Origin of the sequence: Kribbella sp. CCNWLW201 (genome assembly GCF_037203805.1) — a bacterium.
Lineage (GTDB): Bacteria > Actinomycetota > Actinomycetes > Propionibacteriales > Kribbellaceae > Kribbella.
The window spans coordinates 255,317-276,791 of sequence record NZ_JBBCBQ010000002.1 but is presented as its reverse complement, the minus strand read 5'-3'; the positions used below and the strand labels follow the sequence as shown (position 1 = coordinate 276,791).

32 protein-coding genes are annotated in these 21,475 nt (G+C 68.0%); 28 read left to right on the top strand and 4 right to left on the bottom strand.

The window, feature by feature from the left end; translation table 11 throughout:
- The first annotated feature begins 33 nt into the window (after window positions 1–33).
- From rplN to V9K99_RS10930, 15 genes are all read left to right on the top strand, one after another.
- Window positions 34–402 (top strand): 50S ribosomal protein L14, encoded by a 369-nt coding sequence (gene rplN, locus V9K99_RS11000; protein WP_077019238.1) that lies wholly within the window; start codon window positions 34–36, stop codon window positions 400–402.
- 1 nt (window position 403) lies between these two features.
- Window positions 404–790 carry a 50S ribosomal protein L24 gene (gene rplX / locus V9K99_RS10995; protein WP_337003781.1) on the top strand — a complete coding sequence of 129 codons (387 nt, stop codon included), beginning with the start codon at window positions 404–406 and terminating at the stop codon, window positions 788–790.
- Window positions 790–1,362 (top strand): 50S ribosomal protein L5, encoded by a 573-nt coding sequence (gene rplE, locus V9K99_RS10990; protein ID WP_132147620.1) that lies wholly within the window; start codon window positions 790–792, stop codon window positions 1,360–1,362. Before rplX ends, rplE begins: the two co-directional genes overlap by 1 nt.
- A gap of 1 nt (window position 1,363) precedes the next feature.
- Window positions 1,364–1,549: a type Z 30S ribosomal protein S14 gene (locus V9K99_RS10985; protein WP_012923674.1), complete on the top strand. Its 186-nt coding sequence runs from the start codon at window positions 1,364–1,366 to the stop codon at window positions 1,547–1,549.
- Between the two features lie 91 nt (window positions 1,550–1,640).
- Window positions 1,641–2,048 carry a 30S ribosomal protein S8 gene (rpsH, locus tag V9K99_RS10980; protein ID WP_131360997.1) on the top strand — a complete coding sequence of 136 codons (408 nt, stop codon included), beginning with the start codon at window positions 1,641–1,643 and terminating at the stop codon, window positions 2,046–2,048.
- 27 nt (window positions 2,049–2,075) lie between these two features.
- Window positions 2,076–2,618 (top strand): 50S ribosomal protein L6, encoded by a 543-nt coding sequence (rplF, locus tag V9K99_RS10975; protein ID WP_337003776.1) that lies wholly within the window; start codon window positions 2,076–2,078, stop codon window positions 2,616–2,618.
- Between the two features lie 2 nt (window positions 2,619–2,620).
- On the top strand, window positions 2,621–3,004 hold the full coding sequence (gene rplR, locus V9K99_RS10970) for a 50S ribosomal protein L18 (protein WP_337003774.1): 384 nt from the start codon (window positions 2,621–2,623) through the stop codon (window positions 3,002–3,004).
- A gap of 33 nt (window positions 3,005–3,037) precedes the next feature.
- Entirely contained in the window at window positions 3,038–3,637 is a 600-nt protein-coding gene (gene rpsE, locus V9K99_RS10965; RefSeq protein ID WP_337003772.1) for a 30S ribosomal protein S5, read from the top strand.
- Entirely contained in the window at window positions 3,637–3,819 is a 183-nt protein-coding gene (rpmD, locus tag V9K99_RS10960; RefSeq protein ID WP_337003770.1) for a 50S ribosomal protein L30, read from the top strand. The genes rpsE and rpmD overlap by 1 nt, the downstream gene beginning before the upstream one ends.
- A gap of 1 nt (window position 3,820) precedes the next feature.
- A complete protein-coding gene (rplO, locus tag V9K99_RS10955) occupies window positions 3,821–4,261 on the top strand; it encodes a 50S ribosomal protein L15 (RefSeq protein WP_132147638.1) in 441 nt (146 codons plus the stop codon).
- Between the two features lie 132 nt (window positions 4,262–4,393).
- Window positions 4,394–5,695, top strand: coding sequence for a preprotein translocase subunit SecY (gene secY, locus V9K99_RS10950; protein WP_337003766.1), 1,302 nt, complete (start codon window positions 4,394–4,396; stop codon window positions 5,693–5,695).
- A complete protein-coding gene (locus V9K99_RS10945) occupies window positions 5,695–6,267 on the top strand; it encodes an adenylate kinase (RefSeq protein WP_337003764.1) in 573 nt (190 codons plus the stop codon). The genes secY and V9K99_RS10945 overlap by 1 nt, the downstream gene beginning before the upstream one ends.
- Before the next feature lie 4 nt (window positions 6,268–6,271).
- A complete protein-coding gene (gene map / locus V9K99_RS10940; protein WP_337003762.1) occupies window positions 6,272–7,096 on the top strand; it encodes a type I methionyl aminopeptidase in 825 nt (274 codons plus the stop codon).
- A gap of 104 nt (window positions 7,097–7,200) precedes the next feature.
- Entirely contained in the window at window positions 7,201–7,647 is a 447-nt protein-coding gene (locus V9K99_RS10935) for a DUF1707 SHOCT-like domain-containing protein (protein WP_337003761.1), read from the top strand.
- The gene (locus V9K99_RS10930; RefSeq protein ID WP_337003759.1) at window positions 7,644–8,456 is read left to right on the top strand and encodes a hypothetical protein; all 813 of its coding nucleotides are present in this window, start codon (window positions 7,644–7,646) and stop codon (window positions 8,454–8,456) included. Before V9K99_RS10935 ends, V9K99_RS10930 begins: the two co-directional genes overlap by 4 nt.
- Here the strand turns inward: V9K99_RS10930 and V9K99_RS10925 are convergent.
- A complete protein-coding gene (locus V9K99_RS10925) occupies window positions 8,440–9,306 on the bottom strand; it encodes an NAD(P)-dependent oxidoreductase (RefSeq protein WP_337003757.1) in 867 nt (288 codons plus the stop codon). The two genes, V9K99_RS10930 and V9K99_RS10925, sit on opposite strands and share 17 nt — an antisense overlap.
- Before the next feature lie 77 nt (window positions 9,307–9,383).
- On the opposite strand from V9K99_RS10925, the gene V9K99_RS10920 reads away from it, so the two are divergent.
- The 10 genes from V9K99_RS10920 (at window position 9,384) to V9K99_RS10875 (ending at window position 15,097) form a co-directional block, all read left to right on the top strand.
- Window positions 9,384–9,713, top strand: a complete 330-nt coding sequence (locus V9K99_RS10920; protein ID WP_337003756.1) for a winged helix-turn-helix transcriptional regulator — start codon at window positions 9,384–9,386, stop codon at window positions 9,711–9,713.
- Window positions 9,714–9,887: 174 nt separating this feature from the next.
- Window positions 9,888–10,109, top strand: a complete 222-nt coding sequence (gene infA / locus V9K99_RS10915; RefSeq protein WP_012923661.1) for a translation initiation factor IF-1 — start codon at window positions 9,888–9,890, stop codon at window positions 10,107–10,109.
- 35 nt (window positions 10,110–10,144) lie between these two features.
- On the top strand, window positions 10,145–10,258 hold the full coding sequence (rpmJ, locus tag V9K99_RS10910; RefSeq protein ID WP_008361054.1) for a 50S ribosomal protein L36: 114 nt from the start codon (window positions 10,145–10,147) through the stop codon (window positions 10,256–10,258).
- 193 nt (window positions 10,259–10,451) lie between these two features.
- Window positions 10,452–10,823, top strand: a complete 372-nt coding sequence (gene rpsM / locus V9K99_RS10905) for a 30S ribosomal protein S13 (protein ID WP_012923660.1) — start codon at window positions 10,452–10,454, stop codon at window positions 10,821–10,823.
- A gap of 41 nt (window positions 10,824–10,864) precedes the next feature.
- Window positions 10,865–11,272, top strand: a complete 408-nt coding sequence (rpsK, locus tag V9K99_RS10900) for a 30S ribosomal protein S11 (RefSeq protein ID WP_012923659.1) — start codon at window positions 10,865–10,867, stop codon at window positions 11,270–11,272.
- 22 nt (window positions 11,273–11,294) lie between these two features.
- Window positions 11,295–11,903, top strand: a complete 609-nt coding sequence (gene rpsD / locus V9K99_RS10895; protein ID WP_337003750.1) for a 30S ribosomal protein S4 — start codon at window positions 11,295–11,297, stop codon at window positions 11,901–11,903.
- Between the two features lie 101 nt (window positions 11,904–12,004).
- Window positions 12,005–13,030 carry a DNA-directed RNA polymerase subunit alpha gene (locus V9K99_RS10890; RefSeq protein WP_337003748.1) on the top strand — a complete coding sequence of 342 codons (1,026 nt, stop codon included), beginning with the start codon at window positions 12,005–12,007 and terminating at the stop codon, window positions 13,028–13,030.
- A 49-nt stretch (window positions 13,031–13,079) separates the two neighbouring features.
- Window positions 13,080–13,631 carry a 50S ribosomal protein L17 gene (gene rplQ, locus V9K99_RS10885; protein WP_337003746.1) on the top strand — a complete coding sequence of 184 codons (552 nt, stop codon included), beginning with the start codon at window positions 13,080–13,082 and terminating at the stop codon, window positions 13,629–13,631.
- A 64-nt stretch (window positions 13,632–13,695) separates the two neighbouring features.
- Window positions 13,696–14,508 carry a tRNA pseudouridine(38-40) synthase TruA gene (gene truA / locus V9K99_RS10880; RefSeq protein ID WP_337003744.1) on the top strand — a complete coding sequence of 271 codons (813 nt, stop codon included), beginning with the start codon at window positions 13,696–13,698 and terminating at the stop codon, window positions 14,506–14,508.
- A complete protein-coding gene (locus tag V9K99_RS10875; RefSeq protein ID WP_337003742.1) occupies window positions 14,501–15,097 on the top strand; it encodes a class I SAM-dependent methyltransferase in 597 nt (198 codons plus the stop codon). Before truA ends, V9K99_RS10875 begins: the two co-directional genes overlap by 8 nt.
- On the opposite strand, the gene V9K99_RS10870 is transcribed toward V9K99_RS10875, so the two are convergent.
- Window positions 15,094–16,935: a hypothetical protein gene (locus V9K99_RS10870; RefSeq protein WP_337003740.1), complete on the bottom strand. Its 1,842-nt coding sequence runs from the start codon at window positions 16,933–16,935 to the stop codon at window positions 15,094–15,096. The genes V9K99_RS10875 and V9K99_RS10870 overlap by 4 nt on opposite strands.
- A 97-nt stretch (window positions 16,936–17,032) precedes the next feature.
- Between V9K99_RS10870 and V9K99_RS10865 the strand changes: the two genes are divergently transcribed.
- Both V9K99_RS10865 and V9K99_RS10860 read left to right on the top strand, forming a co-directional pair.
- Window positions 17,033–17,554, top strand: a complete 522-nt coding sequence (locus V9K99_RS10865) for a SigE family RNA polymerase sigma factor (protein WP_337322865.1) — start codon at window positions 17,033–17,035, stop codon at window positions 17,552–17,554.
- Window positions 17,547–18,323 (top strand): hypothetical protein, encoded by a 777-nt coding sequence (locus tag V9K99_RS10860; RefSeq protein ID WP_337003736.1) that lies wholly within the window; start codon window positions 17,547–17,549, stop codon window positions 18,321–18,323. Before V9K99_RS10865 ends, V9K99_RS10860 begins: the two co-directional genes overlap by 8 nt.
- 1 nt (window position 18,324) lies before the next feature.
- On the opposite strand, the gene V9K99_RS10855 is transcribed toward V9K99_RS10860, so the two are convergent.
- Both V9K99_RS10855 and V9K99_RS10850 read right to left on the bottom strand, forming a co-directional pair.
- Window positions 18,325–19,482, bottom strand: a complete 1,158-nt coding sequence (locus V9K99_RS10855) for a hypothetical protein (RefSeq protein ID WP_337003734.1) — start codon at window positions 19,480–19,482, stop codon at window positions 18,325–18,327.
- On the bottom strand, window positions 19,479–19,694 hold the full coding sequence (locus V9K99_RS10850; RefSeq protein ID WP_337336387.1) for a hypothetical protein: 216 nt from the start codon (window positions 19,692–19,694) through the stop codon (window positions 19,479–19,481). Before V9K99_RS10850 ends, V9K99_RS10855 begins: the two co-directional genes overlap by 4 nt.
- An 88-nt stretch (window positions 19,695–19,782) precedes the next feature.
- On the opposite strand from V9K99_RS10850, the gene V9K99_RS10845 reads away from it, so the two are divergent.
- Window positions 19,783–21,465, top strand: coding sequence for an ABC-F family ATP-binding cassette domain-containing protein (locus tag V9K99_RS10845; RefSeq protein WP_337003731.1), 1,683 nt, complete (start codon window positions 19,783–19,785; stop codon window positions 21,463–21,465).
- Window positions 21,466–21,475 lie beyond the last annotated feature (10 nt).

Here is a 21,475-nt window from a genome sequence, read left to right as displayed (position 1 = left end):
TGAGAACCAGCGAGACAACCAGGAGATCAACAGATGATCCAGCAGGAGTCGCGACTGAAGGTCGCCGACAACACGGGTGCCAAGGAGATCCTTTGCATCCGTGTGCTCGGCGGCTCCGGTCGGCGCTACGCCGGTGTCGGTGACACGATCGTCGCCACCGTCAAGGACGCGATCCCCGGCGGTGGTGTGAAGAAGGGTGACGTCGTCAAGGCGGTCATCGTGCGGACCGTGAAGGAGCGCCGGCGTCCGGACGGCTCCTACATCCGCTTCGACGAGAACGCCGCGGTGATCCTGAAGGCCGACGGCGAACCGCGTGGTACCCGTATCTTCGGGCCGGTCGGCCGGGAGCTGCGCGAGAAGCGCTTCATGAAGATCATCTCGCTCGCTCCGGAGGTGCTCTGAGATGGCGCAGAGGAAGTTGCACGTGAAGAAGGGTGATCTCGTCCGCGTGATCGCCGGCAAGTCCAAGGGCCTCGAGGGCAAGATCATCCAGGTCTTCCCCGACGACGAGAAGATCATCGTCGAGGGCGTCAACCGGGTGAAGAAGCACACCAAGGTGCAGCAGGCCCAGCGCGGCGGCACCACCGGCGGCATCGTCACCCAGGAAGCCCCGATCCACGTCTCGAACGTGGCGCTTCTGGTCGAGGTCGAGAAGGACGGCAAGAAGCAGAAGGTGACCACCCGCGTCGGCTACAACCGCGTCGAGGTGCAGAAGCGGCGCCCCGACGGCTCGACGTACACCGGTTACCGGAGCGTCCGGATCGCGCGGCGTACCGGCGAGGAGATCTGATGACCACCGCAGTGAGCGAGACCAAGGTCCAGCCGCGGCTGAAGACGAAGTACCGCGAGGAGATCGTCGGCAAGCTGCAGGAGCAGTTCCAGTTCGAGAACGTCATGCAGGTGCCCGGCCTCACCAAGATCGTGGTGAACATGGGCGTCGGCGAGGCGGCGCGTGACTCGAAGCTGATCGACGGCGCGGTCAAGGACCTGGCCGCGATCACCGGCCAGAAGCCGCAGGTCACCAAGGCCCGTAAGTCGATCGCGCAGTTCAAGCTGCGCGAGGGGATGCCGATCGGCGCCCACGTGACGCTGCGCGGCGACCGGATGTGGGAGTTCCTGGACCGGCTGCTGGCGCTCGCGCTGCCGCGGATCCGCGACTTCCGCGGTCTGTCCCCGAAGCAGTTCGACGGCACCGGGAACTACACCTTCGGCCTGACCGAGCAGGTGATGTTCCACGAGATCAACCAGGACCGGATCGACCGGGTCCGGGGTATGGACATCACCGTGGTGACCACCGCGAAGAACGACGACGAGGGCCGGGCCCTGCTGCGGCAGCTCGGTTTCCCGTTCAAGGAGAACTGACGTGGCGAAGACAGCACTCAAGGTCAAGCAGGCCCGGAAGCCGAAGTTCGCGGTACGCGGTTACACCCGCTGCCAGCGCTGCGGCCGGCCGAAGGCGGTCTTCCGCAAGTTCGGCCTGTGCCGGATCTGCCTGCGGGAGATGGCGCACCGGGGCGAGCTGCCCGGTGTGACCAAGTCCAGCTGGTGACCGTCTCCACCTCCGATCTTTTCTCCACTCACCATCTAGTCACCGTAGGTCGCCGGCCGGCGAAACCACGGCGGGAAAGAGGCCCCAGGCCATGACGATGACCGACCCGATCGCAGACATGCTGACGCGTCTGCGCAACGCCAACCAGGCGTACCACGAGTCGACCTCGATGCCGTACAGCAAGATCAAGCAGGGCATCGCCGACATCCTCCAGCAGGAGGGCTACATCTCCTCCTACAAGGTGGAGGAGCCCAAAGAGGGCGCCGTCGGCAAGACCCTGATCGTCGACCTCAAGTTCGGCCCCAGCCGGGAGCGCTCCATCGCGGGCGTCCGGCGGATCAGCAAGCCGGGCCTGCGGGTCTACGCGAAGTCGACCAACCTGCCCAAGGTTCTCGGTGGCCTGGGCGTCGCGATCATCTCGACGTCCCAGGGGCTGCTGACGGACCGCCAGGCCAAGAACAAGGGCGTCGGCGGGGAAGTCCTCGCCTACGTCTGGTGACGAAGAACCGGAAGGAGGACCACTCTCATGTCTCGCATCGGTAAGCTCCCGATCTCGGTCCCGTCCGGCGTCGACGTCACGATCGACGGCCAGACGGTCACCGTGAAGGGTCCCAAGGGTCAGCTCTCGCATGTCGTCGCTGAGCCCATCGCGGTCAACCGGGACGAGGACGGCACGATCGCCGTCACCCGCCCGGACGACCAGCGCAAGAGCAAGGAACTGCACGGCCTGTCCCGCACCCTGATCGCCAACCTGGTGACCGGAGTGACGGAGGGCTACGAGAAGAAGCTCGAGATCGTCGGCGTCGGGTACCGCGTCCTGGCCAAGGGACCGACCCAGCTGGAGTTCTCGCTCGGGTACAGCCACACCATCACGGTGGACGCGCCGGAAGGCATCACGTTCAACGTCGAGGCCCCGACCCGCTTCTCGGTGCAGGGAATCGACAAGCAGTCCGTCGGCGAGGTTGCCGCCAACATCCGCAAGCTGCGCAAGCCCGAGCCGTACAAGGGCAAGGGTGTGCGGTACGCCGGCGAGCAGGTGCGCCGCAAGGTCGGAAAGGCTGGTAAGTAACCATGGCGATCGGACTGCGTCCGCACAAGCACTCCGCCAAGAAGACGGCGTCGCGTCTGCGTCGCCAGATCCGGGTCCGGAAGAAGATCAACGGCACGGCCGAGCGGCCGCGGCTGGTGGTCACCAAGTCGTCGAAGCACCTGTTCGTTCAGGTCATCGACGACGTGGCCGGCAAGACGCTGGCGTCCGCCTCCACCATGGAGGCCGACCTGCGTGGCGCGGAGGCGAACAAGACCGACAAGGCCAAGACCGTCGGCGGCCTGATCGCCGACCGGGCCAAGGCTGCCGGCATCGACTCGGTCGTGTTCGACCGGGCCGGGAACAAGTACCACGGCCGCATCGCGGCGCTGGCCGACGCCGCCCGTGAGGGCGGCCTCGGCTTCTGACATGGCGACACAAAAGGAAGAAGGTAGTTCGAAATGAGCGGAGGCCAGCAGCGTCGCGGAGGCGGCGCCGGTGGTGAGCGCCGTAACCGCGACGGTGGTCGTGGTGCGGCAGCTGACAAGACCGCCTACATCGAGCGCGTGGTAGCCATCAACCGTGTTGCCAAGGTCGTGAAGGGTGGTCGTCGCTTCAGCTTCACCGCCCTCGTGGTCGTCGGCGACGGTGAAGGCACCGTCGGTGTGGGTTACGGCAAGGCCAAGGAGGTGCCCGCGGCGATCGCCAAGGGTGTCGAGGAGGCCAAGAAGGCATTCTTCAAGGTGCCGCGGATCCAGGGCACCATCCCGCACCCGGTCCAGGGTGAGAAGGCCGCCGGCGTGGTGCTGCTGCGCCCGGCCGCTCCCGGTACCGGGGTCATCGCGGGTGGCTCGGCGCGCGCCGTGCTGGAGTGCGCCGGGATCCACGACGTGCTGAGCAAGTCGCTGGGATCGGCGAACGCGATCAACGTGGTGCACGCCACCGTTGAGGCGCTGCGCAGCCTGGAGACCCCGGAGGCCGTGGCCGCGCGCCGTGGCCTGCCGGTCGAGCACGTCGCCCCGGCGGCGCTGCTGAAGGCGCGGGCGGAGGTGGCCTCCTGATGGCACGCCTGAAGGTGACCCAGACCCGTTCCGCCATCGGTGGCAAGCAGAACCAGCGCGACACGCTGCGCACCCTGGGCGTCAAGCGGATCGGCGACGTCGCCGTCCACGACGACCGTCCCGAGGTCCGCGGCATGGTCCGTGCGGTTCGCCACCTCATCACCGTCGAGGAGGTCGACTGACATGGCGCTGAAGGTTCACCACCTGCGTCCGGCGCCCGGTGCCAAGACCGCCAAGACCCGTGTGGGTCGTGGTGAGGGCAGCAAGGGCAAGACGGCCGGCCGCGGTACCAAGGGCAGCAAGGCGCGCAACAACATCCCCGAGTGGTTCGAGGGTGGCCAGATGCCGCTGCACATGCGGCTGCCGAAGCTGAAGGGCTTCAAGAGCAGGAACCGGGTGGAGTTCCAGGTCGTTAACCTGGACAAGCTCGGACAACTGTTCCCCGAAGGCGGTGAGGTCGGCGTGGCCGACCTGGTCGCCAAGGGCGCGGTTCGCAGCGGTCAGCCGGTGAAGGTGCTGGGTGACGGCGAGCTGACCGTGGCACTGCAGGTTTCGGTGCACAAGTTCTCCAAGTCCGCCCAGGAGAAGATCCAGGCGGCCGGGGGGACCACCACCGAGGTGTGACGTCCAGGGCTCGTGCGAGCCGGCGCTTGATATCGTGCGCTGGAGTTCGGACGAGCCCTGGTTCGTCTCTTGCCAAGCTGCTTTGCTAGGCCCCTGCCCGGACCGGGCAGAGGAAACATGTGGGAGGACAGGGTGTTAGGCGCCTTTGCCAACGCGTTCAAGACTCCGGACCTGCGCCGGAAGATCTTGTTCGTGCTCTTCATCGTCGTGATCTTCCGGATCGGTTCGGTCGTTCCGGCGCCAGGTGTCAACGTGAAGTCGCTGGACACCTGTCTCAAGCTCGCACAGGGCGGCGCCAACGCGAACCTCTACAACCTGATCAACCTGTTCTCCGGCGGTGCGCTGCTGCAGCTCGCGATCTTCGCGCTCGGCATCATGCCCTACATCACCGCCAGCATCATCCTGCAGCTGCTCACCGTGGTGATCCCGCGGTTGGAGTCGCTGAAGAAGGAGGGGCAGGCGGGACAGGCCAAGATCACCCAGTACACCCGGTTCCTGACCGTCGGGCTGGCGATCCTGCAGGCCACCGCGTTCGTCGCGCTGGCGCGGACCCCGGGCCGGCTGTTCCAGGGCTGCCAGGAGCCGCTGCTGCACAACGACAGCTGGTTCCCGGTGGTCGTGATGGTGCTGACCATGACGGCCGGCACCGGTGTGGTGATGTGGCTCGGTGAGCTGATCACGGACCGTGGTGTCGGTAACGGCATGTCGATCCTGATCTTCACCCAGATCGTCGCCACCTTCCCCTCGCAGCTGTGGAGCATCCGCAAGGAGAAGGGCCTGCCCACCTTCGTGGTGGTGCTGGCGATCGGGCTCGTGATCATGGCCGCGGTCATCTTCATCGAGCAGGCGCAGCGCCGGATCCCGGTGCAGTACGCCAAGCGCATGGTCGGCCGCAAGATGTTCGGCGGTACGTCGACCTACATCCCGCTGAAGGTGAACCAGGCCGGTGTCATCCCGGTCATCTTCGCCTCCAGCCTGATCTACCTGCCGGTGCTGGTCAGCCAGTTCCAGCAGGAGAAGTCCTGGGCCCAGTGGATCCAGGGCAATCTGGTCAAAGGCGACCATCCGATCTACATGATCTCGTACGTCGCCCTGATCATCTTCTTCACGTACTTCTACGTCTCGATCACCTTCAACCCGAAGGAAGTCGCGGACAACATGAAGAAGTACGGCGGCTTCATCCCCGGAATCCGGGCCGGCCGTCCGACCGAGGAGTACCTGGGCTACGTGCTGTCCCGCATCACGCTGCCCGGCGCGATCTATCTGGCGGTGATCTCGATGATCCCGCTGATCGCGCTGGTGCTCCTGAACGCGAACCAGAACTTCCCGTTCGGCGGTACGTCGATCCTGATCATGGTCGGCGTGGGTCTGGACACGGTGAAGCAGATCGAGTCTCAGTTGCAGCAGCGTAACTACGAAGGGTTCTTGCGCTGATGAGAATGTTGCTGATGGGTCCGCCCGGGGCGGGCAAAGGCACGCAGGCAAAGGTGCTTGCGGAACGCCTGAATATCCCGGCCGTGTCCACCGGCGACATCTTCCGTGCGAACGTCAAGGACGAGACGCCGCTCGGGCTCGAGGCGAAGCGTTACATGGACGCCGGTGACTACGTCCCGGACGAGGTCACCAACGCGATGGTGCGGGACCGGCTGTCCGAGGCGGACGCCGGCGACGGCTTCCTGCTCGACGGCTACCCGCGCACGCTGGCCCAGGTCGGCACGCTGGACGACATCCTGGCCGAGCACGGTCACCGGCTGGACGCGGTGGTGGCGCTGGTCGCCGACACCGACGTGCTGGTCGACCGGATGCTCCGCCGGGCCCATGTCGAGGGCCGGTCGGACGACTCCGAAGAGGTCGTCCGGCACCGGCAGGACGTCTACACCGCCGAGACCAAGCCGCTGCTGCGGGTGTACGCCCAGCGCGGCCTGCTGGTCGAGGTGGACGGTGTCGGTGAGATCGACGAGGTGAGCGAGCGCGTGCTCGCCGCCCTGAAAACGGTGACCGAATAACCCGATGATCTTCAAGGACCGCGGGATCGAGATCAAGACCCGCGAGCAGATCCTGTCCATGCGCGCGGCCGGCCTGGTGGTCGGCCGCACGCTGGAACTGCTCCGCGGCGAGGTCCGGCCCGGTATCAGCACCGGTGAGCTGGACGCGATCGCCGAGGACAACATCCGCTCCTCCGGCGCCACTCCGTCGTTCAAGGGGTACCACGGCTTCACCGGCTCGATCTGTGCGTCGGTGAACGACGAGATCGTGCACGGCATCCCCGGTGACCGGGTGCTGGCCGAGGGCGACCTGATCTCGATCGACTGCGGTGCGATCGTGGACGGCTGGCACGGCGACGCCGCGATCACGGTCGCGGTCGGCCAGGTGGATCCGGAGCTGCTGGAGCTGGCCCGGATCTGCGAGGAGTCGATGTGGCACGGGTTCGCCGCGGCCAAGCTCGGCGGCCGGCTGACCGACATCTCGGCCGCCGTCGAAGCTCACGTCCGGGCCAACTCGTCGTACGGGATCGTCGAGGACTTCGTCGGGCACGGGATCGGTTCGGCGATGCACCAGCCGCCGAACGTGCCGAACTTCGGCCGCCCTGGCCGCGGCCCGAAGCTGGTCGAGGGGCTGGCCCTGGCGGTCGAGCCGATGCTCACTCTCGGCAAGCAGGACAACCACACGCTCGAGGACGACTGGACCGTCGTCACCAACGACGGCAAGGCCGCCGCACACACCGAGCACACGTTCACGTTGACCCCGCAGGGCCCGTGGGTGCTGACCGCTCTGGACGGCGGCGAGGCCAAGCTTGCCGAGCTCGGCATCAAGTACGGCGCCCTCGCCGACTAAGCGATTACGGTACGGCGGAGTCCGCTGAACTGGCCGATCGGTGGACGGTTGGGGTCCACCCGTTGGGGGACGCCAAGGGCCCACTGCTGAGGCACACTTGAGCCATGCCCCAGTACCAGCCGCACCAACGTTTCACCGAAGCCGACCGGGACAAGATCGCCGGCCGGTTGCGGGACGCGTTCGCGGACGGCCGGCTGGACCAGCCCGAGTTTTCCTCCCGCCTCGACCAGCTCTACTCCGTGCAGACGTACGGCGAACTGGAGCCGCTGGTGCGGGACCTGCCACCGGTGCGGACGTACCAGACGCCGGCCGTGGTCCAGGACAGAAAACCGACTCCTGCGCCGGGTCAGTTCCCGGAGCGCAAGAAGCAGAACGACCGGCACGGGCTGGCTGCTCTCGGTGGCGGCTTCACCGGCGTGGTCCTCATCAATGTGGTGATCTGGTTCGTCATCGGCGTCGCGAACGGCGGGAACTGGCCGCACTTCTGGCCGGTCTGGCTGATGATCCCCTGGACCCTGTTCGCCCTGAGTAACCTCGGGAAGCGCCGTTGACAGCGGCCCCGGTCACCCGTCGCGTCACCGGCCCGCGTCTGCGGCCGGACTGGGGCTGGCAGCTGCGCCAGGGGTCTGCCCTCGTCTACGTGATCTGGTTCGCGGTCGCCATACCGCTGGCGATCGCCGGACTGCTGCTGGAGCCGCGCTGGGTCGGTTGGATGGTGCTGGTCTGGTTCCTTGTGCTGATCGGGTTCACGCTCGCCCTGCGGGTCGCGGAGAGCCGCCGGCGGAAGGCCTGGGGCGATGTCGTCGGGCAGATGGGCTGGCGGATCAGCGTGGACCGGCCGGAGTTGCTGCAGCGCTGGCCGTTCCCGCCGTTCTCGCTGGACCCGAAGGCCGAGGTTTTCGACGTGACCACGGGCCGGCACCGGGGCCGGGAGTTCTCGACCGGGCGGTTCCGGCACAAGGTGGGACGGCGTGACCTCGGCTTCGACTTCCTCGAGCTGCAGGTCGATCGGCCGCTGCCGCCGCTGCAGGTGCTGCCCGCCGCGCTGGCTCCGGTGGCGGCCGCGAGTCTGCTGCCGATCAAGATGACCTTCGACGGCCTGCCGGGGCGGTACTGCCTGTTCAACGGCCGGGAGGATCACGCCGAGGCGGTGCTGCATCCGCGCGCGGTCGAGGCGCTGGCCGCGGTGCCGGCGTTCGGGTTCAGTTGCGAGGGACGGCGCTTCGTCGCGATCCTGCCGGCGTACCGCGACTCCGACACCGCCCTCGCGCAACTGGACGCCGCGTGCGATCTGCTCGACCTGATGCCCGAGCAGATGTGGCGCGAGGGCGAGCAATGGGCGGCTACGCACCAGCCCTGAGCAGCGGGACGAGAGCAGCCAGATCCTCGTCGCCACGGCTTTCGGCGACCGCCTTCCGCAGGAGCTCACCCATCGGGACGAGCAGTGCGGGATCGACGCCCTGGCCGACCGAGGTCTCGATCAGGTTGTCGTAGGCGGCCGCCTGCATCGCGAGGTTGGAACCCGCTCCACCCGGCCCCGGGCCTTCGTCGACCTCCTTGGCGATCTGCGGCAGATTGCCGAGCATCGCCGTCAGCCAGGGCAGCAGGAAGTCCTCGGTGAACCGCACGGCGGAGACCTTCTCGCTGCCGGCCAGAGCCAGCGCGTGCTGGGCGCCGCCGAACATGCCGTACATCGCGCTGAGCAGGGCGATGTCGTGCAACGCGGCCAGGCCCGGGTCGCTGCCGACGTACGCGGGACGGGCCATCACGGCGAGGTCGGCCTGATGCCGCTCGAAGGCGACCGGAGAGCCGCTGTAGAAGATGAAGGCGGCGGGTCCGCCGATCATCGCGGGCACAGCCATGATTCCGCCATCCAGGTACGCCGCTCCGGACTCAGCGGCCCAGGTCGCGGTGTCACGGGCCTGAGCCGGGGTTCCGTTGGTCAGGTTGGCGACGGTCTTGCCGGTCAGGTCGAGGCCGTCCAGCGTGCTGCGGACGGTCGCGTCGACGAGCAGGCAGACCACGACGAGCGGACTGGCTGCGACCGCTTCGGCGGCGGTCGCGGCGCGGGTGGCGCCGAGGGCGTCGAGTTCGGGGGAGCGGCCGGGGGTGCGGTTCCAGACGGTGGTCGGGTGGCCGGCATTCAGGAAGGCCCGGGCGAGGGCGGTACCCATCGCACCGAGGCCGAGGACGGTGACAGGAGTCTTCATGTCGTCAACCCTGGCCCGGGCGCTTTAGGATGGACAAGTACCCACTAAATAGTCAGGTACTGACGGAAAGGTAAGTAATGGTTCCGTACACCTGTGGGCTGGACGCCGCCGCCGACGTGATCGGTGGGAAGTGGAAGCCGCGGATCCTCTGGGCGCTGCACCACGGACCGATGCGGTTCGGGGAGCTGCGCCGCGAGATCGCCGGGGTGACGGAGAAGATGCTGATCCAGCAGTTGCGCGAACTGGAGGCCCGCGACATCGTGCACCGCGAGGTTTTCCACCAGGTCCCGCCGCGGGTGGAGTACTCGCTGACCGAGCTCGGGCAGTCACTCAACGTCGCCCTGGCGCCGCTGGACGCCTGGGGAGCGGAGCATATCGGGGTGCTGGAGGCCTCCCGGGCCGGCTGAGCGGTCTCGATTGGGTTTCGCCTGGGTCGGTGGCGTACACTCTTTCCTTGGCTCTTTGTAGCCTCTGTCTCGTGCTGCCCGCGGCTGCCTGACCTAGGTCGGGAGGGCGTGTGAGCCGGGCTGGAGCCAGCGGTAAACCATCATTCAGTACGTCGTCTACAGAAGTGCGAGGACATGCCCAAAAAAGAGGGAGTCATCGAACTCGAGGGCACCATCGTCGAGGCCCTGCCGAACGCGATGTTCCGTGTTGAGCTGTCCAACGGGCACAAGGTGCTCGCGCACATCAGCGGCAAGATGAGGCAGCACTACATCCGGATCCTCCCCGAGGACCGGGTCGTCGTGGAGCTGTCGCCGTACGACCTCACCCGGGGTCGCATCGTCTACCGGTACAAGTAAGACCACCACCAACACCTGTCGAAGAAAGAAGCTCGATGAAGGTCAATCCGAGCGTCAAGAAGATCTGCGACAAGTGCAAGGTGATCCGCCGTCACGGCCGGGTCATGGTGATCTGCGAGAACCCGCGGCACAAGCAGCGGCAAGGCTGATTCAGCCCCACCTCGAGCAGCACACAACGCACTTTCGCACCACAGCGCGCACGCTCATCCAGCACAGGCTGTACTCGCTGGATGCTGCCCCCGGAACAGAGGCCGGGGCCTTGCCGGTGAACGACAAACTCACCGAGGCGGGCAAGGACGCGGCGCGCCACCACACCTCTGCCGACGAAAGGAACACCGCCACATGGCACGCCTCGTAGGGGTCGACCTGCCGCGCGACAAGCGCATCGAGGTCGCTCTCACCTACATCTTCGGTGTAGGTCGTACTCGCGCCCTGAAGACGCTGGAAGCCACCGGGATCTCCGGTGACAAGCGCGTCCACGAGCTGGGCGACGAGGAGCTGGTGAAGCTCCGGGACTGGATCGAAGGCAACTACAAGATCGAAGGTGACCTCCGTCGCGAGGTGACCGCGGACATCCGCCGCAAGATCGAGATCGGGTCGTACCAGGGTCGCCGGCACCGCAGCGGCCTGCCGGTGCGTGGTCAGCGCACGCGGACCAACGCCCGCAGCCGCAAGGGTCGTCGCAAGGCGATCGCCGGCAAGAAGAAGAAGTGATGACCCGGATGACTTTCGACCACCCCAGGAGCAACTGACCTATGCCTCCCAAGAGCCGCACCGCGGCCGGCGCGAAGAAGGTGCGCCGCAAGGAGAAGAAGAACGTGGCCGCCGGCCACGCGCACATCAAGAGCACGTTCAACAACACGATCGTGACGATCACCGACCCGACCGGCGCGGTCATCTCGTGGGCTTCCGCGGGAACCGTCGGCTTCAAGGGTTCGCGCAAGTCCACCCCGTTCGCCGCGCAGATGGCCGCCGAGGCCGCCGGGCGCCGGGCGATGGAGCACGGCATGCGCAAGATCGACGTGTTCGTGAAGGGTCCCGGCTCCGGCCGTGAGACCGCGATCCGTTCCCTGGGTGCGGTCGGCCTCGAGGTCGGCACCATCCAGGACGTCACCCCGACCGCCCACAACGGCTGCCGCCCGCCCAAGCGGCGCCGGGTCTGATCTTCCGAGAGGAGCACTAGCAATGGCCCGTTACACCGGACCCATGACCAAGAAGTCGCGCCGTCTCGGGGTTGACCTCGTCGGTGGCGACAAGGCGTTCGAGCGTCGTCCGTACCCGCCGGGTATGCACGGCCGCGGCCGTCCGAAGGAGAGCGAGTACCTGCTCCAGCTGCGCGAGAAGCAGAAGGCCCGTTTCTCGTACGGCGTCCTGGAGAAGCAGTTCCGCCGGTACTACGAGGAGGCCTCGCGGCGCTCCGGCAAGACCGGTGACAACCTGCTGATCATCCTGGAGTCCCGGCTGGACAACGTGGTTTACCGCGCCGGCCTGGCCCGGACCCGTCGGCAGGCCCGTCAGCTCGTCGTCCACGGTCACTTCACCGTGAACGGCATCAAGGTGAACATCCCGTCGTACCGGGTGGCCGCCCACGACATCATCGATGTCAAGGCGAAGTCGGTCGAGACGACCCCGTTCATCATCGCCCGGGAGACGCACTCCGAGCGCGTCGTCCCGGCCTGGCTCGAGGTCATGCCGGAGCGCCTCCGCATCCTCGTCCACCAGCTGCCGACCCGGCAGCAGATCGACACCCAGGTCGCCGAGCACCTGATCGTCGAGCTCTACTCGAAGAACTGATCCGGTTCCCGCCGGCGGCTCCGGTCGCCGGCGGGCCGGTGCGTTTCTTCACCCTTCGCGGCCTCAAATAGTGGTCGTCGCGGAACTAAGGAAGTTACGAAGTGCTTATTGCCCAGCGCCCCACCCTGACCGAAGAGGTCGTCGACGAGCACCGCTCGCGGTTCGTGATCGAGCCGCTGGAGCCCGGCTTCGGCTACACCCTCGGCAACTCGATCCGCCGGACCCTGCTGTCCTCCATCCCGGGTGCCGCCGTGACCAGCATCAAGGTCGACGGCGTCCTGCACGAGTTCTCCACCGTGGCCGGGGTCAAGGAAGACGCCACCCAGCTGATCCTGAACCTGAAGGACCTGGTCGTCTCCTCCGAGCACGACGAGCCGGTCACCATGTACCTGCGCAAGCAGGGCCCCGGTGACGTCACCGCCGCGGACATCGCGCCGCCGGCCGGTGTCGAGGTGCACAACCCGGACCTGAAGATCGCCACCCTGAACGAGAAGGGCCGGCTCGAGATGGAGCTGGTCGTCGAGCGGGGCCGGGGCTATGTCTCGGCGATCCAGAACAAGTCCGCCGACGCCGAGATCGGCCGGATGCCGGTCGACTCGATCTACTCGCCGGTGCTCAAGGTCACCTACAAGGTCGAGGCGACCCGTGTCGAGCAGCGCACCGACTTCGACCGCCTGGTGGTCGACGTCGAGACCAAGCCGTCGATGCTGCCCCGCGACGCCGTCGCGTCGGCCGGTAAGACGCTGGTCGAGCTGTTCGGCCTGGCTCGCGAGCTGAACGTCGAGGCCGAGGGCATCGACATCGGCCCGTCGCCGGTCGACGAGCAGATGGCGGCCGACCTGGCCCTGCCGGTCGAGGACCTGCAGCTGACCGTCCGGTCGTACAACTGCCTCAAGCGTGAGGGCATCCACACCGTGGGTGAGCTGATCTCGCGCAGCGAGCAGGACCTGCTGGACATCCGCAACTTCGGCTCCAAGTCGATCGACGAGGTCAAGCTGAAGCTGGCCGAGATGGGCCTGTCGCTGAAGGACTCGCCTCCTGGCTTCGACCTGCGTGCGGCCGCCGAGGCCTACGGCACCGAGGCCGAGGACGAGGACGAGAGCTTCGCCGAGACCGAGCAGTACTGAGTCAACCACCCCCGGGTCCCGAGCGGCCTGAGATTCCTGGAGTCAAGAGATGCCTACCCCCACCAAGGGTGCCCGGCTGGGCGGCAGCCCGGCGCACGAGAAGCTGATCCTCAGCAACCTCGCGACGTCGCTGTTCGAGCACGGCGCCATCACCACCACCGCGGCCAAGGCCAAGCGCCTGCAGCCGCTGGCCGAGTCGATGATCACCAAGGCGAAGCGTGGTGACCTGAACTCGCGCCGCCAGGTGATGAAGCGGATCAAGGACAAGAGCGTCGTGCACGTGCTCTTCACCGAGATCGGCGAGCGGTACGCCGACCGTCCGGGCGGCTACACCCGGATCACCAAGCTCGGCCCGCGCAAGGGTGACAACGCGCCGATGGTGAAGATCGAGCTGGTCGAGGCACTGGCCGACGCACCGAAGGCGAAGAAGACCGCGAAGAAGGCCCCGGCCAAGAAGGCGGCGGCGGCGAAGGCCGACGCCGACGACAAGGTCGAGGACGAGGCCAAGGTCGAGGACGTTCAGGACGAGAAGGTCCAGGACGTCGTCGCGACCGAGGACGTCCAGGACGTCGTCGAGGGCGCGAAGACCGAGGACAAGTAACACCAGCTGTCCGACAGCGCCCCTCACCGCACGGTGAGGGGCGCTGTTTGCGTTAGATTGCCGTGTGCGTTTTCGGATAGACCTGAGGTACGACGGAACGGCCTTCCACGGCTGGGCCCGTCAGGAGGGTCTCCGGACCGTGCAGGGCACGCTGGAGGAGACGCTCCGCGTCGTACTGCGGTTGCGCGAGCCTCCGGTGGTCACCTGCGCCGGCCGGACCGACACCGGCGTACATGCCCGTGGCCAGGTGACCCATGTGGACATCGAAGGCGCTGTAGAGCCGCTGAGGCTGCTCAGGAGCCTGAACGGCGTCCTACCCCAGGATGTGGCTGTCACCGCCGTCAGCGAGGCTCCAGAGGGCTTTGACGCCCGTTTCTCCGCTCTGGCCCGACGCTACGTCTACCGCCTGTGTGACGACCCCGCAGGCTGGGACCCGCTCACCCGAGGGCATGTACTGCGAGTGGGCCGCCCACTGGACGTGGACCGGATGAACGACGCCGCGGCCGGACTGCTCGGGGAGCACGACTTCGCGGCCTTCTGCAAGAAGCGGGAGGGTGCCAGCACAGTGCGGGCGCTGCTGGAGTACTCCTGGCAGCGGACAGGCGTGGGACAGCTGGAGGGCACTGTGATCGCTGATGCCTTCTGCCACTCGATGGTCCGGGCTCTGGTGGGTGCGCTGATCCCGGTGGGCGACGGACGACGTGACGTGAGCTGGCCAGCCGCCGTATTGGCTGGGAAGGTTCGGGACTCGGCTGTGTCGGTGGTGCCAGCGCACGGGCTCACACTGGAGGAAGTGCGCTACCCGGCCGACGATGAGCTGGCCGCACGGGCACTGCAGGCCCGGCAGGTCAGGGGAGAGGTGCACCAGCGTGGCTGACCACTACTTCTCGGCAGAGCCCGGTTCGGCGGACATCCGCCGTACTGTCGAAGCCCGGATCTGGGGACGGGACTACACCTTCACCACAGCGACCGGTGTGTTCTCCCGCGACCGCTTGGACATCGGTACGGCGGTCCTGCTGCGCGAGGTGGATCCGCCGATCGGTCCCGGTACGTTCCTCGACCTCGGGACCGGCTACGGGCCGCTCGCGTGTGCACTGGCGGTCGAGGCTCCGAAGGCCGAGGTGTGGGCGGTCGACGTGAACACACGGGCACTGGAGCTGACCGCGGAGAACGCGGGCAAGGCCGGAGTGGCCGACCGGGTGCACCCGGCGTTGCCGGACGACGTACCCGAGGAGGTGCGGTTCGACCAGATCTGGTCCAACCCGGCGATCCACATCGGCAAGGCCGAGCTGCACAAGATGCTGCTGCACTGGCTGGCCCGTCTCGCGCCCGACGGGGTGGCGTGGTTCGTCGTCGGCAAGAACCTGGGCGGCGACTCGCTGCAACGCTGGCTGACCGAGCAGGGCTACCCCTGCGAACGGAAGGCGAGCGCCAAGGGCTTCCGGGTACTCCGTGCCGCTCGCTAGCCGATCTCGTTGACCGGCCGCCCACCGACCTTGCTCGACACCGGACGGCTGGAGGTCGCACTGGACGCAGCGGGTGATCCTGGCGCCACCTGCCCGGTCATCGCCGCCGCCTGGGACTTGTCCTGAAGATCCGCACCGGGTCCGCCCTTGGGCAGCGAGGCGTAGTGCTGCTTGGCCTGGGCGATCTGAGCGGCCGCCTGCTTTCCGAGGGTCTCGCCTCGCTCACCGCGGTTGCCGGTGAGGAAGGCGAGTCTGCCCTCGGACCTGGCGACCTGTGCGAAGGCAGCCTGGACGCTGGGCACCAGGACCGTATCGACCTCCCGCTGCGCCGCCGTGTCACGGTGCGGTGCGTCGTTGCCGAGGCCGAGCGCGACGGCCTTGGCGAACCGGTCGCTCCGTCTGGTGGTCAGTAGCTGAGAGACGACCTCTTGCTGCCTCATTTGAGCGATCTGCCCGATGGACTGCGTGAGCACGGACACCGCGCGGTCTGACGGCGCCATGAGGTTGCTTTCGGCGTCCGGTTCGCCGTACCCGAAGTCCGTCATGAGCCGGTCGGTCTGCCACTTGGCGTACTGCCTGACCAGCGCGTCCTCCATCGCCTGCGCGGCGGGATCGTTCTGCGACCCGGGATCACTGGGCGAGCAGAGCCGGGCAGCCTCGCGCGTGACGACGGCGACGGCTTGGCGTACGTCGGCCTGGAGCTTGGGGTCGAGTGGTCGCGGGGAGGTGCGCGCCTCCGCGAGCGGCGCGAGTACTCGCCGCGCGTCGAAAGCCAGGGTGCCGTCCGGGCGAGCCTCGCCGAGATCCCGGACTTCGTTCGTCGCCTCCAGGTCGCCGTTCCAGCCGTTGACCTGGTGCCCGGGGGTGAGCACCCAGGCAAGGTTGTCACCGGTGCGCCCCATGGCGAGGTCGCGTTGCACGCTGTCCACGATCGCCGAGACCTGGTCGTACGCGGGTTCCGGGCCGTGCGGCTGCGGCTCGACCGGCGCCGGTCCGGAGTTGGCGAAGGCCTCGAGGCGCACGGTCGCCCGCCGAACCGCCGCCGCGGCGAGGACCTGGCCGTTGCTCCGGGAGTCCTCGGTGCTCGCGGCAACGGCTTCGAACCCGTCCCTCAGATCGTCGACCAGCAGAGCCTTGACGGCTGCGGCCTGCTCGGGGCGAACCCCGCTGGCGAACCCCCATCCGCGATCGAGCCGCGCACCGAGTCGTTGCTCGATCAGCGCATCGGACAGCAGGCCCCAGCGCTCGGCCGGCGGCGTCGCTTGGAGTTGGTCGCGCAGGTCATCAGGTGCGATCCCGGCCGCTTCGCCGACCCGTTCGCACAGGGCCGCGGCGGCGGCCTGCAGCCTCGGGTGGGGATCTTCGTTCGGGAGGTCCAGGATGTCCGGATAGGCCGTCTCCAGACGGACGTCCTCCATCACCTTCGGCAGGTGCGCCGCGGTGATGTTCGCGCACAGTCCGGTGTCCAGGGCCCGGGAAGCGACGTCGTCCCGGACCGGCTCGTGGCTGAGCTCCAGGTAGTTGCGAACGAAGGCACCCACGGTGCTCCGAAGCCGCCTGCTGGCGCCGGTGGCGGCACGCGGGTCCGTGAAAGGACGGTCGTACATCGCGGCGTTGGCATGCTCCAAGGTGTAATACGCACCTCCGCTCAGCGTCATCGAGCCGTCCTCGTTCACCTCCCCGTCGAAGGTCTCATCGAGCCTGGGATTCCGATCGACGTAGACCGTCCCGGTCCACCGCCGGCCACGGCGTGGCAGCGCCCTGCGGACGGCCTGGTGAAGGTTGTCGATGAGGCGCCAGGCTGCCACCTGCCTGTTCAGGGGGTCTCCGCGGTCCATGCGTGTGATGGTATTTGTCGACCGTGCCAACCAGGGGACGGTGGACTGGCTGCAACGGATCGGGCGGCGGCGCCGTCCTGAGGGTATGGAGGCAGCCTTGGCGGCAGCAGAGGCACGGACGGAGCCGATCGACTTCGAGCTTTGGGTGACCGAGAAGGCGGACGCGCTGCTGCGCTTCGCCTACGTCCTCACCGGGGACACCACCCTGGCCGAGGACGCGGTGCAGGACGCCCTGACGACCGCCTGTGCCCGCTGGAGCCGAGTGAGCCGCGCCGACGACCCCGAGGCGTACGTGAAGCGCATGGTGGTGAACGCACACATCTCCTGGTGGCGTCGCTTCCGCCGCCGGGAGGCACCGGCCGCCGACCCGGTCCGGACCGGGCCGCCGGCTCCGGACGGTGCCGCCGACAGAGCCGAGTCCGATGCGGTCTGGGCGCTGTGCTCGACGCTTCCGGACAAACAGCGGGCAGCCGTCGTACTGCGCTTCTACGAGGAGCTCTCCTACGCCGAGATCGGTGCGCTGCTGCACTGCGCGGAGGCGACCGCCCGGTCGCATGTACACCGGGCACTGGCAGCACTGAAGACCACGCTGAGCAAGGAAGGAGCCGAGGATGCCTGAGCACGAGTCTGAGCAGGAGCTCGGCCCCAAGATCGCCGAGTCGTTCCAGCAGCACTCCGGCGCGGCCACTGGTCCACGCGGCAGCCTGCTGGCGGCAGAGGCACGACGGCGGGTCCGCAAGCGCCGGCAGGGGATGGTGATGGCCGCGGCGGCCGTGGTGGTGGCTGCGTCCATCGGAGGTGTCTGGAACGCGATCGGAGATCCGTCGCCGATCGCCTCGAGCGCCCAGGACAGCAAGGGCGAGAGCTCGGCGTCGGGGGCCGGGACCGGGTCTCGCTCGCCGGGGATCCTGCCTCCGCAGTCGGAGGACGCGGCCTGCCCGGGCGACCATCCGATCCTGCAGGCGGGCGGGCGCAACGCCGTACCGCGTGGGACCGGGCTGGACGTCGAGACGCCGGTGCTGGGGATGCAGGCGTGTCGCTACCGGCTCACACCCGGTGCCACGATGCTGCTCGGCCAGCAGGTCTTCAACGCCGGTATCGCGCAGCAGGTGGTCGACGCGATCAAGGTGCTGCCGGAGCGGAACCCGGACCTACCGGTGTTCAAGTGCACCCCACAGACCGCGCGGCCGTCGGAGGCGATCGTGCTGCGGTTCGACACGTCACTCGGCGTCCGGGAGATCTGGGTCGAGTACGACGGCTGCGACTCGGCCGGCTTCTTCACCGGCTCCCGCACGTACGGTCTGTACGCCGCACCACTCAAGCTCTTCATGACCGGCACGGTCCGTCCGGCCGGCAGCACCTACCTGGACGCGCTCGAGGGCTGGTAGCTCACTCGATCCCGTGACCTCGGGTGCGGGGCGCCGTACCGATGGGCCGCACATTGTCGGCCTGTTCGCTCGCGGTCGCGGCCTGCTGGCTCGGCGCTGTGTGAGACCACAGCCACTTCTGCAGCACGGCGTTCTCCTGCTCGCGCGGGGACGGATAGGGCTGCTCCGGCAGCCGGGCGTTCTCCTCGTAGCCCGGCACCGGGCGCTGCGCCGGCCAGCCCGCGTCCGCCCAGATCTGCCGGATCTCCTCCTGGCGGTCGGCGAAGGTCTCACGCAGGGAGTCCGGCAGCATGGGCGGCTCGGTGCCCGGGTGCTCATCGCGCCAGGACTCGTAGTGCGCCTTGATGTCCTCGAGGTTCGTGTCGAACTCGGCGGTGGTCCACTCCGCCGAACGGTCACCCCAGGTCAACTTCGACCCGGGGTGCGCGTGCTGGCTGAGCTCGGTCATCGCCAGCCCGCCGAGCCCGCGCTTGAGTGGTCCGCTCAGGTCCTCGCGCAGCTGTGCCCGGTGCGACTCGGGGACCAGGTCGCCCAGCTCGTGGTCGATCACCCGGTCGGCGATCGCGTTGAATCGCTGCGGGCGCTCGGTCCGCTCGATCAGGTCGCGGAGCTCGTCCACGCCCATCCCGGTGGCACCGGCCAGGGGGTACATGAGCCGATCCGTGGCCGTCGTGTAGGCGGGGAACGCCGGACGACCCATGCCGACGTGCAGATCATGCTTGCTGCCCACGTCCTCGGCGATCCTGTCGCCGTACCTCTGGGTGAACCGGTCGGCCAGCGCCCGCTCGAGGGCCAGGTCTTCCAGCGACCCGAGCGGCGTGGCGCCGGGCACGCTGTCGTCGCCGAACGAGGACAGCGAGAGCCGCGCCTGGTACACCGCCATCATGGTCGCGGCTCCGGCGGCCGCTCGCTCGTCGTTGGTGGGCGTGTGCCCTGGCGTGTAGGCGGGGCGCGCCGGGTCGAGCACGTGGGTCCGGCTGACGGTCATGCTGCCGTCGGTGTGGTAGATCCCGCTCACCTGGCTCGGCTCCTCGTACAGCCGCCGGTTCCAGTTGGAGGGCCGGCCGGCGCGCTCCGCGGCCCGATCGACGACTGCCGATACCCACTCGTACTCCCAGGTGCCGGGCAGGATCTCCGGGCCGCGCGGAAGCTCACTCATCGGGTCTCCTCCGGCAGGGTGATGATCAGTTCGGCGATCGCGCTGTTCATCAGCAGTACGGCGGCCCGCTCGGCCGGTGCGGTCGCGGCCGCCAGGTCGCCCATCCGCTCCAGGGTGCGATGCAGTTCAGCCACCCGATCCTGTCCCGTCGCGGTCGACATCACTGCGGCGGCGTACACCCGTTGCGCCTCCAGATAGGCGTCCATTCGCACCTTCCTCACCTCAGACCAGCGCCGATCATTCCAGCTCAGGGGTCGATAACTGGTCGCCTGCTTCGGGCCGGTCGGTCAGACTGGTGCGATGGGTCACGTGGATGTGGGCGGGGTCGGGTTCGAGCTGCCGGACGGGCGGGTGTTGCTGGACGACATCACGTTCCGGGTCGGGGACGGGGCCAAGGTCGCGCTGGTCGGGGCCAACGGTTCTGGCAAGACCACGCTGACCAGGATCATCGCGGGTGACCTGAAACCGCACAGCGGCAGCATCGCGCGGTCCGGCGGCCTCGGGGTGATGCGGCAGTTCGTCGGCTCGGTCCGGGACTCGTCGACCGTCCGCGACCTGCTGCTCTCGGTCGCACCCGAGGCGATCCAGGCCGCCGCGGCCAAGCTGGACAAGGCCGAGCTGACGATGATGGACGCCGACGACGAGAAGACCCAGCTCAAGTACGCCCAAGCGGTGGCGGACTGGGGCGAGGTCGGCGGGTACGACGCAGAGGTCCTCTGGGACGTGTGTACGACGGCCGCACTTGGCATCCCCTTCGACCGCTGTCGCTGGCGCGAGGTGAAGACCCTGTCCGGCGGTGAGCAGAAGCGCCTGGTCCTGGAGGCTCTGCTCCGCGGTCCCGACGAGGTCCTGATGCTGGACGAGCCGGACAACTATCTCGACGTACCGGGGAAGCGCTGGCTGGAGGAGCAGCTCCGCAGCACCGACAAGACGGTGCTCTACATCAGTCACGACCGTGAGCTGCTGGCCAACACCGCCACCCGGATCGTCACGGTGGAACTCGGTGCCGCCGGCAACACGGTGTGGACGCACGGCGGTGGCTTCAGGACGTACCACGAGGCCAGGCAGCACCGGTTCGAGCGGTTCGAGGAGCTGCGCAAGCGCTGGGACGAGGAGCACGCCAAGCTGCGTGCGCAGATGCTGATGTACAAGCAGAAGGCGGCGTACAACTCCGACATGGCGTCGCGTTACCGGGCCGCGCAGACCCGGTTGCGCAAGTTCGAGGAGGCCGGGCCGCCGCAGGCGATCCCGCGTGAGCAGAAGGTCAGCATGCGGCTCACCGGCGGCCGCACCGGCAAGCGCGCGGTGGTGTGCACCGGTCTGGAGCTGACCGGCCTGATGAAGCCCTTCGACCTCGAGGTCTGGTACGGCGAACGCGTCGCCGTCCTGGGGTCGAACGGGTCCGGCAAGTCGCACTTCCTGCGGCTACTCGCCAACGGTGGCTCGGACCCCGACGTCGAGCACCGGCCGGTTGGCGACGTGGAGATCACACCGGTGGCGCACACCGGCAACGCCAAGCTGGGTGCGCGGGTGCGACCGGGCTGGTTCGCGCAGACGCATGAGCACCCTGAGCTGGTCGGCCGCACGCTGCTGGAGATCCTGCACCGGGGTGACGAGCACCGAGAGGGCATGGGCCGCGAGCTGGCCTCGCGCAAACTGGACCGGTACGAGCTGGCCCATGCGGCGGAGCAGACCTTCGACAGCCTCTCCGGCGGTCAGCAGGCCCGGTTCCAGATCCTCCTGCTCGAGTTGTCCGGTGCCACGCTCCTCCTGCTCGACGAGCCCACCGACAACCTCGACGTCGAGTCGGCCGAGGCTCTGGAAGAAGGCCTCGACTCGTTCGACGGGACAGTCCTCGCCGTCACCCACGACCGCTGGTTCGCCCGCGGCTTCGACCGCTACCTCGTCTTCGGCGCAGACGGCTCCGTCTACGAGTCCAACGACCCAGTCTGGGACGAAGGCCGCGTCGAACGCGCCCGCTGACCCTTACAGT